Source organism: Myxococcus sp. MH1 (assembly GCF_059738865.1).
The window spans coordinates 6,943,581-6,958,663 of the sequence record NZ_AP026947.1; the positions used below are offsets into that span (position 1 = coordinate 6,943,581).

The 15,083-nt window shown below is 70.1% G+C and carries 10 protein-coding genes; 4 read left to right on the top strand and 6 right to left on the bottom strand.

Annotation, left to right across the window (positions count from 1 at the left end; translation table 11 throughout):
* Window positions 1-57: 57 nt before the first annotated feature.
* The 3 genes from AC6JA9_RS26975 to AC6JA9_RS26985 are packed head-to-tail and all read right to left on the bottom strand — an operon-like array spanning window position 58 to window position 5,485.
* Entirely contained in the window at window positions 58-3,441 is a 3,384-nt protein-coding gene (locus tag AC6JA9_RS26975) for an ATP-binding protein (protein WP_497958049.1), read from the bottom strand.
* On the bottom strand, window positions 3,438-4,052 hold the full coding sequence (locus AC6JA9_RS26980) for a DUF4194 domain-containing protein (protein WP_497958050.1): 615 nt from the start codon (window positions 4,050-4,052) through the stop codon (window positions 3,438-3,440). The genes AC6JA9_RS26975 and AC6JA9_RS26980 overlap by 4 nt, the downstream gene beginning before the upstream one ends.
* Complete coding sequence (locus AC6JA9_RS26985) at window positions 4,049-5,485, bottom strand: DUF3375 domain-containing protein (RefSeq protein WP_497958051.1); 1,437 nt, start codon at window positions 5,483-5,485, stop codon at window positions 4,049-4,051. The genes AC6JA9_RS26980 and AC6JA9_RS26985 overlap by 4 nt, the downstream gene beginning before the upstream one ends.
* Window positions 5,486-5,656: 171 nt before the next feature.
* Between AC6JA9_RS26985 and AC6JA9_RS26990 the strand changes: the two genes are divergently transcribed.
* Window positions 5,657-5,953: a hypothetical protein gene (locus tag AC6JA9_RS26990; protein WP_223785323.1), complete on the top strand. Its 297-nt coding sequence runs from the start codon at window positions 5,657-5,659 to the stop codon at window positions 5,951-5,953.
* 86 nt (window positions 5,954-6,039) lie between these two features.
* Window positions 6,040-6,933 carry a sulfotransferase domain-containing protein gene (locus tag AC6JA9_RS26995; protein ID WP_223785324.1) on the top strand — a complete coding sequence of 298 codons (894 nt, stop codon included), beginning with the start codon at window positions 6,040-6,042 and terminating at the stop codon, window positions 6,931-6,933.
* Between the two features lie 13 nt (window positions 6,934-6,946).
* Here the strand turns inward: AC6JA9_RS26995 and AC6JA9_RS27000 are convergent, their stop codons facing one another.
* A complete protein-coding gene (locus AC6JA9_RS27000) occupies window positions 6,947-7,087 on the bottom strand; it encodes a hypothetical protein (RefSeq protein ID WP_223751647.1) in 141 nt (46 codons plus the stop codon).
* 298 nt (window positions 7,088-7,385) lie between these two features.
* On the opposite strand from AC6JA9_RS27000, the gene AC6JA9_RS27005 reads away from it, so the two are divergent.
* Entirely contained in the window at window positions 7,386-8,348 is a 963-nt protein-coding gene (locus tag AC6JA9_RS27005) for an endonuclease/exonuclease/phosphatase family protein (protein WP_223751646.1), read from the top strand.
* Between the two features lie 3 nt (window positions 8,349-8,351).
* On the opposite strand, the gene AC6JA9_RS27010 is transcribed toward AC6JA9_RS27005, so the two are convergent.
* Complete coding sequence (locus tag AC6JA9_RS27010) at window positions 8,352-8,888, bottom strand: YceI family protein (protein ID WP_223751645.1); 537 nt, start codon at window positions 8,886-8,888, stop codon at window positions 8,352-8,354.
* A 505-nt stretch (window positions 8,889-9,393) separates the two neighbouring features.
* On the opposite strand from AC6JA9_RS27010, the gene AC6JA9_RS27015 reads away from it, so the two are divergent.
* Window positions 9,394-10,809 (top strand): B12-binding domain-containing radical SAM protein, encoded by a 1,416-nt coding sequence (locus tag AC6JA9_RS27015; RefSeq protein ID WP_497958052.1) that lies wholly within the window; start codon window positions 9,394-9,396, stop codon window positions 10,807-10,809.
* Here AC6JA9_RS27015 and AC6JA9_RS27020 read toward each other — a convergent pair.
* Window positions 10,794-15,077: an AAA family ATPase gene (locus AC6JA9_RS27020; RefSeq protein WP_408889961.1), complete on the bottom strand. Its 4,284-nt coding sequence runs from the start codon at window positions 15,075-15,077 to the stop codon at window positions 10,794-10,796. The two genes, AC6JA9_RS27015 and AC6JA9_RS27020, sit on opposite strands and share 16 nt — an antisense overlap.
* Between the last annotated feature and the right edge of the window lie 6 nt (window positions 15,078-15,083).

Sequence of the window (15,083 nt, forward strand, 5' to 3'; positions counted from 1 at the left end):
GCCTTCGTAGCGAAGGGTCCCCAGTGCGTCAAGGAGACAGGGCCCCGAGCGTCCGCCTCAGGCGCTCCGGGCCTCGCGCTCCGCGTGGTACTGCTCGATGGAGAGGTTGCGCACGCGGGAGCGACGTCCCTCCTCGTTGTGCACGTAGCCCACGCTGGCCACGTACGGCTCGATGACGCGAAGCTTCTGCAGCGGCGTCACGATGAGCAGCTGCAGGTCCAGCCGGCGGAACAGCTCCAGGCCGTACGCCGCGGACTCGTCCGAGCCCCGGCCGAAGGCCTCGTCGATGACCACGAAGCGGAACGAGCGCGAGCGCGTCTCGCCCCACTGCAGACCGAACTGGTAGGCGAGGCTCGCGGCCAGCACCGTGTACGCGAGCTTCTCCTTCTGTCCGCCCGACTTGCCGCCCGAGTCCGCGTAGTGCTCGTGCTCCTGGTCGTCCGCGCGCCAGCGCTCGGAGGCGGAGAAGCTGAACCAGTTGCGCACGTCCGTGACGCGCCCGGTCCACTTCGCGTCCGCGTCCGCGGAGCCTTCACGGCCCCGGAAGCGCTCGATGATGCGCTTGACGTCCAGGAACTTCTGCTCGGAGTAGGCGTCCTCCTCCGCGCCGCCGAGCGTGCCCTCGATGCAGGCGCGCAGGTCCTGCTGGAACTCGCGGATGTCCGCGTCCTGGGTGGGCGACAGCTCCAGGACGATGTAGCGGTCCGGGTTGTAGTCGATGGCCCTCAGCGAGCGGTTGATGGTGTCCACCCGCTCGCGGATGCCGTGCCGCTCCCGGTGCAGCTGCGCCTGGAAGTTGGCCACCTCACGGATGGTGTTCTCGTTGAGCAGGCGCTTGAAGCGCTCCTCGAAGCGAGGCAGGTCGTCCGCGCGCAGCGAGTGGAGCAGCGCCACGTACTCCCCGGCCGCCTCCAGGCTCGCGCCCAGCTCCTGCGTCTCCACCGGGAACTCCGCGCGGTAGGCCTGCATCGCGGACAACAGCGCGTCGCGCACCCGCTCCAGCTTGCGCGCCTCGCCGTCGATGCGCGACTGGAGCCGCTCGCGCACCTGACGCTCGCGCTCGTCGCACGCCTCCGCTTCCAGCAGGAGCTCGCCCTGCCCCTCCGCGCACAGCTCGGCCACGCGCGGGAAGCAGGCCCGGATGGGCTCGGGGGTCTCGCTCGCCGTGCGCTGACACGTCGCCAGCGTCCGCCGAGCCGCCTCCTCCTTCTCATCCTGCCGTCCCTGACGCTTCTCCACCGCCTTCAGCGCGGTGTCCGTCGCCGCCAGCTCCTTCTCGATGGCGGCGAGCTGACGCTCGAAGCCCCGCAGCACGTCGGACTCGCCCTCCAGCTCGCCCAGCCGCGCCTCCCGGCGCTGGATGTCGCTGGCCACCGAGCGCCAGTCCAGCTCCCGGAAGTTGTCGAACACCGCGAGCTGCCCCAGTTGCTCGGCCCGCTGACTCAGCCGCGCGTGGCGCTGCTCCTGGGCCTCCCACTTCGCCGAGGCCGCCTGGAGGCGCGTCTCCAGGGCCTTGCCCTCCGACTCCAGCGACTGGCGCTTGGAGTCGTTCGTCCAGCCGAGCACCCACTGCGAGCGGTCATCGATGCGCCGCCGGTCGTCCTTCAGGTGTCGCTCGCCGCCCGTCTTCACCTGCCCCGAGCGGGACAGGGCCTGACGCGCGCGCTGGAACTGCTCCGGCGTTTCGCAGCACGTGTAGTCGAACTGCCGCGCGAGCTGCGCCAAGAGCCATCCGCCCATGTGCGAGCCGGGCTTGATGAGCAGCTTGCCGGGGAGCGAATCGGGGCGAGGCTCCTGGGGCCTCGCGAGCCCGTCCTCACGGACGCGGTAGTAGACGAGCCGCTCGTTCAAGTGGGTGCGCTCCACCCACTGGCTCACGCGGGGATGGTCCGCGTCCGCCACCAGCAGCGAGGTGCCCAGCGAGTACAGCACGCGCTCGATGGCGCCCGTCCAATCGCGCGCCTCGTCACGCACGCGCAGCAGCTCGCCGGCGAACGGGAGCGCCTCCTCGGACAGCCCCAGGTCCGCGCACAGCCGGGCGCGCAGGTGGAGGAAGCGCGCGGGGATGTTCGAGCGCTGACGGCGCAGCGACTCCAGCTCCACTGCCACGGCCTCGTGCGACTTCTTCAAATCGCGCAGCGCCATGCCCAGCTCGGTGCGCGACTCCTGCACCTCGGCCAGCTCGCGCGCCGCCGCCTCGCGCTGGAGCTGGATGGCGCGGGTGTTGGACAGGAAGAGGTCCAGGTCCGTGGCCGCGGGCAACCCCACCGACTGGGCCATCCGCGCGTAGCGGTCCGACTTCAGCGCGCGCTCGTCCCGCTCGCGGCGCCGCTGGGTCAGCTCCGCCTTCTCCGTCTCCAGCCGGTCTCCCCCGTTGGAGGAGATGGCCTGCCGCAGCCCGTCGCGCTCCGTGCCCTGCCGCTCGCGCTGCTCGCGAAGCGCTTCCGCCTCCGCGCGCAGCTTCTCGCGCTCGTCGCGCACGCTGGCCAGCCGCTCCTCGAACAGCCGCGCCTTCTGCTCGGAGAACCAGGGTCGGAGCGCCTCCCGACACAGCCGGAGCGCTTCGAGCTCCCGCGCCAGGACCGCGTGGCGCTCGTGGTCCGCCACCAGCGGCTCCAGCCGGCTCACCCTCCGCTTCGCCTGGAGCACGGCCTCGTGCGCGCGGTGCAAATCGTCGAAGTGGCCGATGAGCGCCGACAGCCGCGTCTCCACGTCGAAGGGCGGCAGCATGTGGTGGCGCACGAAGTCCGTCAGGTTGCCCACCGACTTCATCGACACCGTCTGGAGGAACAGGTCCAGCGCCTGCTCGTTCTCCAGGCCGAAGCGCCGGCGGAACGCGGCCTGATACGGCGGGAAGGTCTCATGCACCTCGCGCGCGAGCGACTTGAGGCGCTTCTTCAGCGCGTTCAGGTCCGAGCCGATGCGCGAGAAGTGCTCGGCGATGGAGAGCTTCCCGTCCGCCACGACATAAAGCCGCACCGGCTGGCCCTCCGGCTCCCGCATCCACATCACCTGCACGAGCGTGACGTCCTGCCCGTAGCCCTCGTTGTGGAAGTGCGCCAGCAGCACCGAGTACGTCGGCGCGTCACGCAGGTAGACGGGCCGCGCGACCTGCCCCGCGTCGCCGCGCTCGGACTTGTACTGGCCGCGCACGTACGAGCGCAGGTTGCGCTCCTTCGCCTCCGCGCCCGCCGCCTTGTTGTAGGCCAGCTTCTGCGGCGGGACGAAGAGCGTCACCAGCCCGTCCACCAGCGTCGACTTGCCCGAGCCGATGTCTCCCGTGAGCAGCCCGCTCTCCCCATGCAGGTCCAGGTGCCAGACGTGCTGGTGGAAGGTGCCCCAGTTGTAGACCTCGAAGCGGTGGAGCCGGAACCCCGCGCGCTCGTTGGGCGCGCCGATGTCCAGCAGGTCCGCCTGGGTGAGGGTTCGCACCGTGCTCATTCCGTGCCTCCTTGTTCCTCGACGAGCCGGACGCGGTACGCCTCCAGCCGCCGTTCGAAGTCCTCCAACCACTGCGCGTCGATGAACGCCTTGAGGATGCGACGCACCTCGAAGGTGTCCTCCTCCTCGCCCAGCCGGCGCACGAAGCCCATGCCCACCGCGCGCTCCAGGTCCTGGTTCACGCGCTCCGCCCAGCGCACCTCGTTGGTGCCCTCCGGGAGGAACAGCCGCACCAGCTCGTGCACCTCGTGGCGCCGCAGCACCAGCCGCGTGCCCCCCGCCGCCGCGTCCACGTCCGCCAGCTTCTTGCGCAGCAGCGCGAGCAACAGGCTCAGCCCGTAGCCCAGCTGCCTTCTCGCCACGAGCCGGGGCAGCTCCACGCCGCCCTCCGACTCCGAGCGCTGGCGCAGGAACGCGTAGCCCTCCGGCTCGTCGAGCACGAGCTTCAAGCCCAGCACGGCCAATTGCTCGCGCACCTTCGGCTGGAGCTGGAGCAGGGCCTGCCACACCCCCGCGTGCTCGTCGCGGTACACCGCGCCCTTCAGGAGCGAGACGAGCACGAGGGACAGGGTGTCGGCGGCATCGGCGGTACGAATCGCGGGGGTCATCATCGGACGAAGAGCACCAGGGGAAGGGAGGCGCGGCGAGTGGCGCCGCTCGCATCGGTCCAGAAGAGGTCCTGCGTGCGCGCGTCGTCGACCGAGGCCTTCCGGTCCTCCGACGCGAGGCTCAGGTACGTGACGAGCTCGGCCAGCCCGTGCTGGAGCGGATGCTCGCGCACCAGCTCCGCGAGCGAGACCTGCTCGCGCGCCTGCAGCGCCTCATGCACGTTGAGCCGCAGCCGCGCCTTGTCGATGAACGCGAGGTTGAACAGCGCCTCCGACGGCACGTCGTCGGTCGCCTCCTTCACCTCCTCGTCCGCCATCCGCGCGCGGGCGGGCGGCCCATACAAGGGCCGCTCCAGGGGGAGCTCGAGCGTGGGCGCCAGCTCCTCCAACGACATGAAGCCCTCGCCCGGAGGACGCGAGCGCACCGCCAGCGCGTTGCGTTCGATTCCGCGCAGCACCTGGAGGATGCGGCGGTTCTCCAACCACACACGGTCATCCAGGAAGCGGCGCAGCTGTCCGGACAGTCGCGCCACGGTGCGCTGGGTGTGCTCGCCGGCCTCCAGCCAGTCGAAGTGGATGCGCGGCAGGCGCGCGTCCGGCTGGAGGGATTGAATCGCCGGATGCGACAGCACGCGCTCCAGGTTGCGGGTGAGCGCCTCCTTGCGCTCGGGCGACATGAGGAAGTCCCAGAACGCGCGGAAGCTGCGCCCCTGGTCCGAGCCGTTGATGGCGTCGCGCTCCCCCAGCACCGTCTCCAACAGCTCGCCACGCGTCCCCTCCCATGTGGCGATGCGCTCGCGCACCCGACGGTCCAGCGCGTGGAAGCCGTCCTCCAGCGCGCGGAAGTCGGACATCAGGCCGCGCGCCGTGTCGGACATCTGCTGGAAGCGGTCCTTGAGCGCGGACTCGTCCATCAACTCCAGATGGCCCTCGCGCACGCGGGCTATCTCCTCCTCGAGCTCCGCCTTGCGCTTCTCCAGCTCCGCGAGCCGCGCCTTCGGGTCCACCTCGGTGCCCTCGGTCATCTCCTGGAGCAGGTGGAAGACGGTGAGCAGCCGCGACTCGGTCCCCACGAAGGGCTGCTCGGTGAGCTGGACGAGCCACCGGATGGCGCGCTCCGCCGCGGGCGTCAAATCGAAGTGCGGCTCGTCCATCTCCGGTGGATAGAACTTGCGAAGCCAGCCGGTGCCGTCGGCCGCCCACTCATCGAGATAGGCGCTCGCCGAGCGCGGGAACGCGGCCGCGCCCCGCTGCTCGCGCAGGGCGTGCAGATGGTCCTCCAGCCGCAGCACCAGCTCCCGCTGGGCGATGGCGCGTGCGTTGGATGCGACGAACACCCGGTGCAGGAAGCCGACGATGAGCGGCGCGTGGTCCGCGACGAGCAACCGCCAGCCGGGGTGTTTCAGACGCAAGGTCTCGAGCGTCGTGAAGTCCATGACGCATCATCCATACACCCCACCTCTGACATGCCCGGGTGACGTCAGGGGATGGCTGGATTGAGGGCTCGCGCGTGCCCTGCCTGGTTGGCTGCTCGCGTGCAGTCGGCGCGATGACAGACGCCACAGATTCGTCGCGCGCCAGGCGCTCAAGCTGTCAGGATGGCGACCATGAACAAGCTCGCGACGACAGGCTGGCTGCTGGGCGCGCTGCTGTGGGGCGCGTGTGGTTCGGACGACGTGAAGCGGGAGCCGTGCGTCGAGCGCACCGTCTTCGCGCGCTCGCCGACGGGCGACTGCACGGCCTACGCGTCCAGCTGCGACATCCCCGCGGGCTACCGCGAGTGCTGCGGCGGCTTCCTGGGTGGCTGCGTCGCCTCTGGAGAGGATGCGCGCTGCGTCGACGACCCCACCGACTCCTGCACTCCCGGCGCGGGCGGCGCGGACTGTCCGGGCGTCTGCGAATAACCCTGGCCTCGACCGGGACAGACTCCAGATTTCCACGCGTTTCCAGCATTGGTTGTCTCCGCGCGATTGGGCATAGTGGCCGACGCATGTCGGCCCTCGCTCCCTCCGCGCGCCCTCGCCGTCCGTGGCTTCGCTTCCTGCTGCGTCAGACCATCATCGGGCTGACCCGATTGTCCGGAGTGCTCGCCGGCGCCGCCGAGCGGCTGCGCTGGGTGCGCCTGCGCCACACGTGGCTCAAGCCCAGGCCGGGCGACATCTACATCGCCACCAGCCCCAAGGCGGGGACGACGTGGATGCAGATGATCGTCTACCAGCTCGTCACGCAGGGGCGCGGTGAGTTCGAGCACATCAACCAGATCTCACCCTTCCTGGAGCAGCTGGTCCGCGACGCGAAGGCGGAGGCGCTGCTGGACGGGCTGCCGTCGCCGCGCATCATCAAGACGCACCTGCCCTACTCGCAGCTCAAGCCGCCCCGGGACAGCCGCATCCTGTACGTGACGCGCAACGCGGCCGACTCGCTCAAGTCGCTCTACCACCACCACTACCTAGTGGAGGACACGCCGCTCGACTTCAACCGCTTCTTCCGCGTGGTGATGGACCTGGATGACCCGTGGCTCACGCATCTGGAGTCCTGGTGGCCGCACCGCGCGGACCCCAACGTGCTCCACGTGCGCTACGAGGACCTGGTCCAGGACCTGGAGGGGGGCGTGCGGCGCGTGGCCGCCTTCTGCGGGCTGCCCATCGATGAGTCCCGGATGGGCGACATCCTGGAGCACTGCGGCATCGCCTACATGAAGCAGCACACCCAGCGCTTCGACAACCTGGGCCCCCGGGCCGCGGCGCTGGCGCGGGGCACGTTCATCCACCAGGGGGGCGTGGGCCAGGGACGCGCGATGCTCGACGAGGCGCAGCGCGCCGAGCTGGACGCGCGGGTGGATTCGGCCCGTCAGCGCCTGGGCATGCGGGGCACCGGGCCCTGACGCGGGTGGTCGCCTACACGTCCGGCTTGGACGGCTCCTTGCCCTTCTGCTTGTTGTTCTTCCAGCCCCACGTGGAGCTCCACATCCCCGGCCCCGTGAAGAGCACCGTGACGAGCGTCATCACCGCCGCGCCGATGAGGATTTCCCAGATCATGTCCTCGCCTCCTTCCACTTCCACAACCTGACGCCTCGCGCCCGGGTCGGCACGGCGGAGGTCCGGTTCCACCCCTCGCCGCTTCGTGAGCCGAGTCGCCCCGTGAGCCCGCTGCCCCGGAGACCGGGCAGGCACGCGGTTTCCTGGAACACCTCGCGTGACGCGGCAAACTAGCAGCTCGCGTCACGAGTGCAATCGTGCACGGACAGCGTCCGCGCGGGCGCGGAGTGGTAGTGTGCACGGCCGCATGCCTCACCTGTCCACTCGCGGTGCACGGCCCCTGGCGTACGTCGGGGCGTTGGGTCCTTCCTTCCTCCGCGCACGGCTGGTGTGGGGACTGTTCGTCGGACTGCTCGGTTGTGACGGGCGCCCGCCTCCGGACCTCCCGGGCGCCGAGTGCCCCTCGGGGCCGTGCGGCAACGGCGATGGGGAGGCCATCCGCCCCGAGGGCAGCGTGCGCATCGCGGCGTACAACGTCCATCGCCTGTTCGACACCGTCTGCGACTCGGGTCGGTGTGGGGGCACGGAGTACGAGGAGCTGCCCACGCGCGACGAGTTCGACGCGCAGGTGGCCCGGCTCTCCGGCGCCATCGGGCTGCTGGACGCGGACGTGGTGCTGCTGGCGGAGGTGGAGACGCAGGCGGGGCTGGACGCGCTCCAGGCGCGGCTGCCGGAGTTCCCGCACGCGGTGCTGGGTGAGATTCACGAGCCGGCCAGCGTGGACGTGGGGGTGCTCTCCGCGTTCCCCATCACCTCGGTCGTCACGCACCGGCACCGCGCGCTGACGCGGCCGGACGGCTCGTCCACGCGCTTCGCTCGTGAGTTCCTGGAGGTGCACCTGGACGTGAACGGCAAGGAGGTCATCGTCTTCGCGGCGCACTTCAAGGCGAAGTCGAACGATGACCCGGGCCGCCGTTACGCGGAGGCCAGCGCCGCCCGGGACATCGTCACGCAGGCGGCGGCGCGCGCGCCCCGCTCGCTGGTGGTGATGGGCGGGGACCTCAACGACACGCCGGGCTCGGCGCCCATCGACGCGCTGGAGCAGGACGGGATGCTCAAGCGCGTGGCGAAGGACCGGCCGGACGACCAGACGTGGACGTACAACTACTCCGGTCGCAAGCAGGCCATCGACCACCTGTTCGTGGCCAACAACGCGGCCGGCACGTACGTGCCGGGCTCGTTCCGCGCGGTCCGGGACGGCAGCGGCTACGGCGGCTCGGACCACGCCGCCGTGAAGGCCGACTTCATGCCGGGGCCCTGACGCTCAGCTCGCGGCGGGGATGGCCTGGATGTCGAGCTCGATGTCGACCTTCTCGCCGACGAGCCACCCGCCGTTGTCGAGCGTCTTGTTCCAGCGGATGCCGTAGTCGGAGCGGTTGATGGTGGCGCGCGCCGTGTAGATGAGGCGCGTGCTGCCCCACGGGTCCTTCGACGTGGCGGTGTGGCGCGCCTCGAAGACGACGGGCTGGGTGACGTTGCGGATGGACAGCTCGCCGGACAGGCGGAAGCTGGCGCCGCCGGTGGGCTCCACGTGGGTGCTGCGGAAGGTGAGCTTCGGCGCGGCCTCCGCGTCGAGGAAGTCCGGCGAGCGCAGGTGCGCGTCGCGCTCCGGCGCGCCCGTGTAGATGCTGGCCGTGTCCGCGGAGACTTCGACCTCGCCCCGCGTGGGCTGCTCGGGGTCCACGCGCAGCGAGCCGGAGATGCGCTCGAAGCGGCCGTGCACGCGCGCCACCACCATGTGGCGGGCGATGAAGAGCACGGTGGAATGTGCGGGGTCGATGTTCCAGGAGGTCACGGGCATGAGGGGGAGCTCGTCGGTGCGAATCGAGGGGGAGTGTCGGGTGAGCGGGTCACGGCCGACACAGCCATCCTACGCCAATCACAGCCGCTGTCAGGCCCCGCGCCGAGGAGTCGTCCACCGCGCGTCACGACGAGCACAGGCGGTGAGAATCTTCGTCGCCGGGGTGTCTGGCCGTACGGGTCCGACACGCAACCAAGCCCTACTAACGGTCCCAAGGTAGCAACCTCCGGGAAACCGGTGACGCGAAGCAGCCCGTGTCTCCCCGAGAGACGTGCCGCGTGCCCACTGCCGCGAGTCCCGCGGTAAGAGCGACCGTAAAGCCAAGCAAGGCCCGTCCACTCGGACACCCCGGCGACGTCATGAAACACCCGGAGAACGGCGCTGGCATTTTGCCAAGCCGCCTTCCCGGAGGGATTCTGGAAACACGGTCTCGTGAGGGGGAGACCCGACCGCCGGCTGGCGGCTCCTCACGCGCGTCCGCTTCTTCCAGGAGCCACAGTCCCGCATGCGGATCGCCGTCATCTCCACGTACACGCACCCCACCCGTCTGCGCATCAAGGAACCCTCCATCATGCAGTCGGCCGTGCCGGAGCTCATCGCCGGCCTGTGCCCCGAGCATGCCGAGGTGGAGATCTTCAACGAGAAGGAGGTGGACCTCCCCATGGACCGTCACTGGGACCTGGTCTTCTTCTCGTACCTGCACTCCTACTACGAGCACACCAAGGTGCTCTCCACGCTCTTCCGTCAACGGGGCATCACCACCGTCGCGGGAGGCCGGCACGCCAATCACTTCCCCGATGACGCGCAGGAACACTTCGACGCCGTCATCACCGGCGAGCCGGAGTCCAACGTCCCCGCCCTCATCGCGGACTTCGAGCAGGGCCGGCTCCAGAAGCGCTACGCCCTGCCCTCCTCGGGCCCCACCGCCATCCGCCCGTATCGCTACGAGCTCATCGACTTCGAGCACAACAAGGTCCGCCTGCCCGGCATCGAGGCGTCCCGCGGCTGCCCGTTCCGCTGCAACTTCTGCGTCCTCACCGGCCACGAGCGCTACCGCTACCGCCCCGTCGCCCAGGTCCTCGACGAAATCCAGACACGCATGCGCTGGAACCCCAACTACCTGGGATTGATGAAGGACGCCTTCATCTTCCTCGACAACAACCTGGGCGGCTCCCCCAAGTACCTGCGCGAGCTGTGCGAGGCGCTCATCCCCCTGAAGAAGACCTGGGGCTGCGCCCTCACCTTCAACGTCCTCAAGGACGAGTCGCTGGTCAAGCTGATGGCCAAGGCCGGCTGCCGCTACGTCTACACCGGCCTGGAGTCCCTCAACCCCGAGTCCATCAAGGCGATGAACAAGGGCCAGAACACGCTCTCCGAAGTGGACGCCGTCATCCGCCGCGTCTTCTCCTCCGGAATCCTCCTGTCCTTCGGCCTCATCGTCGGCTCCGACGGCGACACCAACGAGTACCTGGAGAAGCTGCCCATGTACCTCTCGGACCTGGGCTACTTCTCCGTCACCTTCCTCGGCATCGTCTGCCCCTATCCGGAGACGCCCTTCTTCCGCGAGCTCCAGGCCGAGAACCGCCTGCTGCCGGGCACCGTCAGCCGCGACTACGACGGCTACACCCTCTGCCACCGGCCGAAGAACCTGCACCCCTCCGAGGTCATCGAGCACTTCCACCGGCTCTGCGGCCAGCTGGGCAGCCTGCCCAACATCGCGAGGCACTACTGGTCCAAGCTGACCTTGAGCAACCTGCCCCGCTACAAGCAGGTCATCACCTTCTCCGGCCCCGAAATCCTCAGCATCCGCAACCCGCTGAAGAACCCCGCCCGGCGCTACATCGCGGGGCTCGACGCACTCGAGGACTGGGACACGCGGCAGATGGCGGCGCTGGGCCTGAAGCCTCAGCAGCTCACCTGACGCCCGCCCGCCGGGGGTGACGCCTCCACCACGGGCGCCATCCCCAGTTCGGCCTCCAGCCGGTCCAGCCGGCGCAGCTCCGCCTTCGCGCCAATGGACTCGAAGATGGCGCGCGCCCGGGCCAGGAACTCGGCGCGCCGGTGCGGCAGCGCCACCGCCGCGTCGTGGTACGCCACGCCCGTCTCCCACCGGTTCGGCGTGTCCTCCAGCGTCTTGATGGCGCGCAGGAACAGCGACTCGGCCGCCTTGCCGCCCTTCTTCAGCGCCAGCGCGCGGGCCGACACGCGCAAGGCCGGGCCCTTCATGTACGGATAGCGCCACGCGAGCAGCCGCGCCTTGAACAGACACCGGCGGACGATGGCCCACAGCGTCTGGCGCGGCACCGCCTGCGCCCCCTGCTCCAGCGCGAACAGCGCACCCTCCGCCGCGTCCACGAGGCCAATCTGGAGGAACGGCACGAGCACGTGGTAGCGCCACAGCGCCTCGTCCGCGCGCACCGCCATCAGCCCCGCCTCCTCCACCTGGTGCTCTCGCACCGTCACGTTGACCAGGTGGTTGAGGCTGGCGCACTGGTTGGCCAGGTCCTGCACCTCGATGCTGATGCGCAGCCCCTGCTCCAGCTCCGCGCACAGCTCGCCCACCTCGCCCTCGCCGCGCAGGTAGCGGCACATGGGCACCCACGAGTGCGCCCAGCCCTGGTGCATGAGCGCGTGCAGCTCCTCGCCCATCTTCCCCATCTCGACGTACGCGGCCTCCGCGCCCTCGAACCGCGAGGCGAGGAACTGGCTGGAGCCCAGCATCATCAGCCCCGTCTGCACCTCCCACATGTCGCGCACCTGGCGCAAGAGCGCCATGGACTGCTCGGCGTACTGCGTGGCCTCCGCCTGCTTGTTGCTGAAGATGGACAGCGTGGCCAGGCGCGACAGCGCGATGCCCTCCGCCGAAGGGTCCCTCGCCTGCCGCGCGTAGCTCAGCGCCCGCTGACACCAGCGCTTCGACAACCCGAGGAAGCCCGAGCCGAACAGCAGCGAGCCGTAGTAGCTGCTCGCCAGGCTCAGCCCCCGCTCCCCCTTCGAGCGCTCCGCCATGATGGTGGCCACCATGGTCGCCCACGTGAGCTTCGCCAGGTCCTTGAAGTAGTAGATCTTGATGAGCGAGACGAGCGTGGACAGCTGCTTGAGGTACAGCGGCAGCCGAGGCCCCAGCGGCCGGGCGAGGAAGGGGAACAGGCCGTAGAGCAGGTGCAGCCCGAAGGCCAGGAGCGTGCGCAGCGCCAGTGAGAACAGGTTGCGCGGCATGGGACGCCCCATCAAGTCCATGGCGCGCTCCAGCTCCTGGATGGCGCGCTTGGACTCGCCCTTCTCCTGGTGGGCGCGGCCCAGGCCCAGGTGCAGCTCCGCGCGGCGCGGGTCCTGGTCCTCGTCCGCCAGGCACTGCTCGAACATGTGGATGGCGCCCGCGTAGTTGCCCGCCTGCAAGAGCGTCTCCGCCAGCTCCTGCATCACCCGGCGCGTCTTGAGCAGCACCTCGTCCGGGTCCAACGCCTGGGTGATGGCGAGGATCTCGATGGCCTTGTTGTAGTGGTGGACGGCGTCGTCGTTCGCGTACTGCGAGCGAGCGCCGCGCGCCGCCATCAGCGTGTACTCCAGGCCCTTCACCTCGTCGTTCCCGGCGAGGAAGTGGAACGCCAGGATGCCCGCGGACGGCGCGGTGTTCTCCCCCGCGCGCGCCTCCAGGAAGAGCGCCAGGCGCCGGTGCAGGTCCTCGCGCGAGGACACCATCAGCGTGTTGTACGCGGCGTCGCGGATGACGATGTGCTTGAAGATGCACGTGAAGGGCTCCTCCACCTCCAGGAGGATGAGCCCCAGGTGCGTCAGCGTGTCGATGGCCTCGCGGATGCGCTGGCGAGGCACCGAGCCGGGGGCCAGCGCCGCCACGGCGTCCAGCGTGAAGATGCGGCCGATGACGGACGCGACCTTCACCACCAGCTTCTCCGTCTCGCTGAGCAGGTCGATGCGCCCGAGCACCACGTCCTGGATGGAGTCCGGCAGCACCAGCGTCTGCAGGCCGCGCTTGAGCTCGCGCCGCGCCGCGCCCGGCGACACCGGCCCCAGGTAGCCGCCCTCCACCATGCCCTGGACGATGGACTCCGCGAAGAACGGGTTGCCCTGCACCTTGGAGAGCAGCAGGTCCTCCAGCGCGGTGTCCGGCGGCTCCATGCGCAGGTGCACGCGCAAGAGCGCCCGCGTGTCCTCGTCATCCAGGCTGGAGACGTCGAGCTTGCGCAGGTACGGCAGGTGCTCCAGGCCGCGCAGCTGCTCTCCGGGCCGCATCGTCACCAGCAGCGTCAGGCGCAGGGGCGCGAGCCGGGCGGCGACGTACTCGATGAGGTCGACGGAGATGTTGTCCGCCCAGTGCAGGTCCTCGAAGAAGAGCAGGAGCGGCGTCTTGCGCGCGTGCTTCTCCAGGAGCTGGAAGATGATGTGGAAGACCTTCTGGTTCTTGTGGCGCGCGTCCAGCCCCGAGGTGGCCGCGTCCTCCGCCACGCTCAGGCCCAGGATGTGCGCCATCACCGGCGTCCACTCCGGCCCCACGTCCTCCAGGCTGTCGAGCCCCTGCCGCACCCGGAGCAGCTGCGCGTCCACGTCATCGCCCTCGTGCAGGCCGAACAGCTGCACGAGCACCTCCTTCCAGGGGAAGAAGGGCGTGAACATCTCGTACGAGTAGCAGATGCCGTACAGGCTGCGCGCGCCGCGCGACTCGGCCTCCTCCACCACCCGGGCGCCCAGGCGCGACTTGCCGATGCCCGCCTCGCCGGACACCACGCACAGGCGCCCCGCGCCCTGGAGCGACTCCTCCACCGCGGCCTGCAGCTGCCCCAGCTCGCGCCGCCGGCCGACGATGCCGCCCCGCCCCTTCACGAAGAGGCTGCGGCGCACCTCGCCCTTGAGCCGGAAGATGGGCACCGCGCGGGTGACGCCCTTGAGCGTGGCGTCCTCGACGAACTCCGTGGCGAAGCCGCCCTGCTGCAGCTTGCGCTCCGTCTGCGCGTCGATGTGGATGCCCACCCCGTCCGCGTACGTCATCAGCCGCGCGGCCAGGTTCACCACCTCGCCCAGCGCCGAGTAGCCCTTGCGCCAGGGCGAGCCCATGTCGCCGAAGTACGCGTGCCCCGTGGCGATGCCAATCTGCAGCTCGCGCACGTAGGGGTAGGCCTCGCGCTCGCGCACCAGCTTGCACGCGAGCCGGCTGGCCAGCACCTCCTTGTTCTGCTGGGCGGTGGGCGCGCCGAACAGGACGTAGAGCACGTTGCCCTTGTCCGTGAAGTCCGTCATCAGGAGCACGCCGCCGTGGTGCGCGCTCTCGCGCTGGACGTACTCGTAGAAGGCGTTCAGCTCGCGGGTGAAGGCCTCCACCTCAGAGGGCCCGTGGTCCGTCTTGAAGCGCAGGAAGAAGCAGGTGAGATCGCGGAAGTCACCGCCCAGCTCCTGGTGCGCGGTGGTGATGCGCGTGAAGAGCACCGGGTGGAGCAGGAGCGCGCAGCGGCCCACCAGCTCCTCGCCGCCCGGCGCGTCGAACACCGGCGGAGGCCGCGCCTCCAGCGGCACCGAGGGCTCCAGGCGGTAGGCGCCGTCGCACTCCTCGCCCACGCGCGCCAGGTCCGGCAGGAGCGCCCAGGCCTCGGGGCTCAGCAACACCTCACCCACCCGGGCCCGCTTCTCCGCGGTCACCGCCTGCTCCAGCGGACGGCCGACGAGCGCCGGGTGCATCCACATGCCCGTCGTCCCCAGGACGATGCGGTGCGACTCGCCCACGCCGATGCCGATGCGCGAGGACACGCCGAAGCGCTGCCCCAGCAGCTCCAGTCGCGAGAAGGGCGCGAGCCTGCGCTGCACGTCCAGCGCACACCGCGCCGCGCGCGCCACCGCCTCCGCGTCGCCCTCGTCGGAGGCGGGCTCGAAGCAGGCGAGGATGGAGTCTCCGGCGAACTGGTAGATGTCGCCGCCGTGCGCCTTCACGACGTCGATCATCTCCGTGTAGTAGCCGCGCAAGAGGCGCTGGAGCGCGTCGATACCGCGAGGGCCTTCGCCGCTCAGGCGCACGACGATGGGCGTGAAGCCCGCGATGTCCAGCACCAGGATGGCGCCGCGCACCGACTCCACCGGCGGCAGCGCGTGCGCCTCCGTGCCCTCCAGCCTGCGAATCAGCGCGCCAGGGATGTAGGGCCGGAGCGAGGACAGCACCAGGTCGATGTCGGCCGACGACATGCTGGC

Excerpts from the sequence above, each read along its gene's own strand:
- AC6JA9_RS26975 (WP_497958049.1), bottom strand. The coding sequence starts at position 3,441 with ATGAGCACGGTGCGAACCCTCACCCAGGCGGACCTGCTGGACATCGGC.
- AC6JA9_RS26980 (WP_497958050.1), bottom strand. The coding sequence starts at position 4,052 with ATGATGACCCCCGCGATTCGTACCGCCGATGCCGCCGACACCCTGTCC.
- AC6JA9_RS26985 (WP_497958051.1), bottom strand. The coding sequence starts at position 5,485 with ATGGACTTCACGACGCTCGAGACCTTGCGTCTGAAACACCCCGGCTGG.
- AC6JA9_RS26990 (WP_223785323.1), top strand. The coding sequence starts at position 5,657 with ATGAACAAGCTCGCGACGACAGGCTGGCTGCTGGGCGCGCTGCTGTGG.
- AC6JA9_RS26995 (WP_223785324.1), top strand. The coding sequence starts at position 6,040 with ATGTCGGCCCTCGCTCCCTCCGCGCGCCCTCGCCGTCCGTGGCTTCGC.
- AC6JA9_RS27000 (WP_223751647.1), bottom strand. The coding sequence starts at position 7,087 with ATGATCTGGGAAATCCTCATCGGCGCGGCGGTGATGACGCTCGTCACG.
- AC6JA9_RS27010 (WP_223751645.1), bottom strand. The coding sequence starts at position 8,888 with ATGCCCGTGACCTCCTGGAACATCGACCCCGCACATTCCACCGTGCTC.
- AC6JA9_RS27015 (WP_497958052.1), top strand. The coding sequence starts at position 9,394 with ATGCGGATCGCCGTCATCTCCACGTACACGCACCCCACCCGTCTGCGC.
- AC6JA9_RS27020 (WP_408889961.1), bottom strand. The coding sequence starts at position 15,077 with ATGTCGTCGGCCGACATCGACCTGGTGCTGTCCTCGCTCCGGCCCTAC.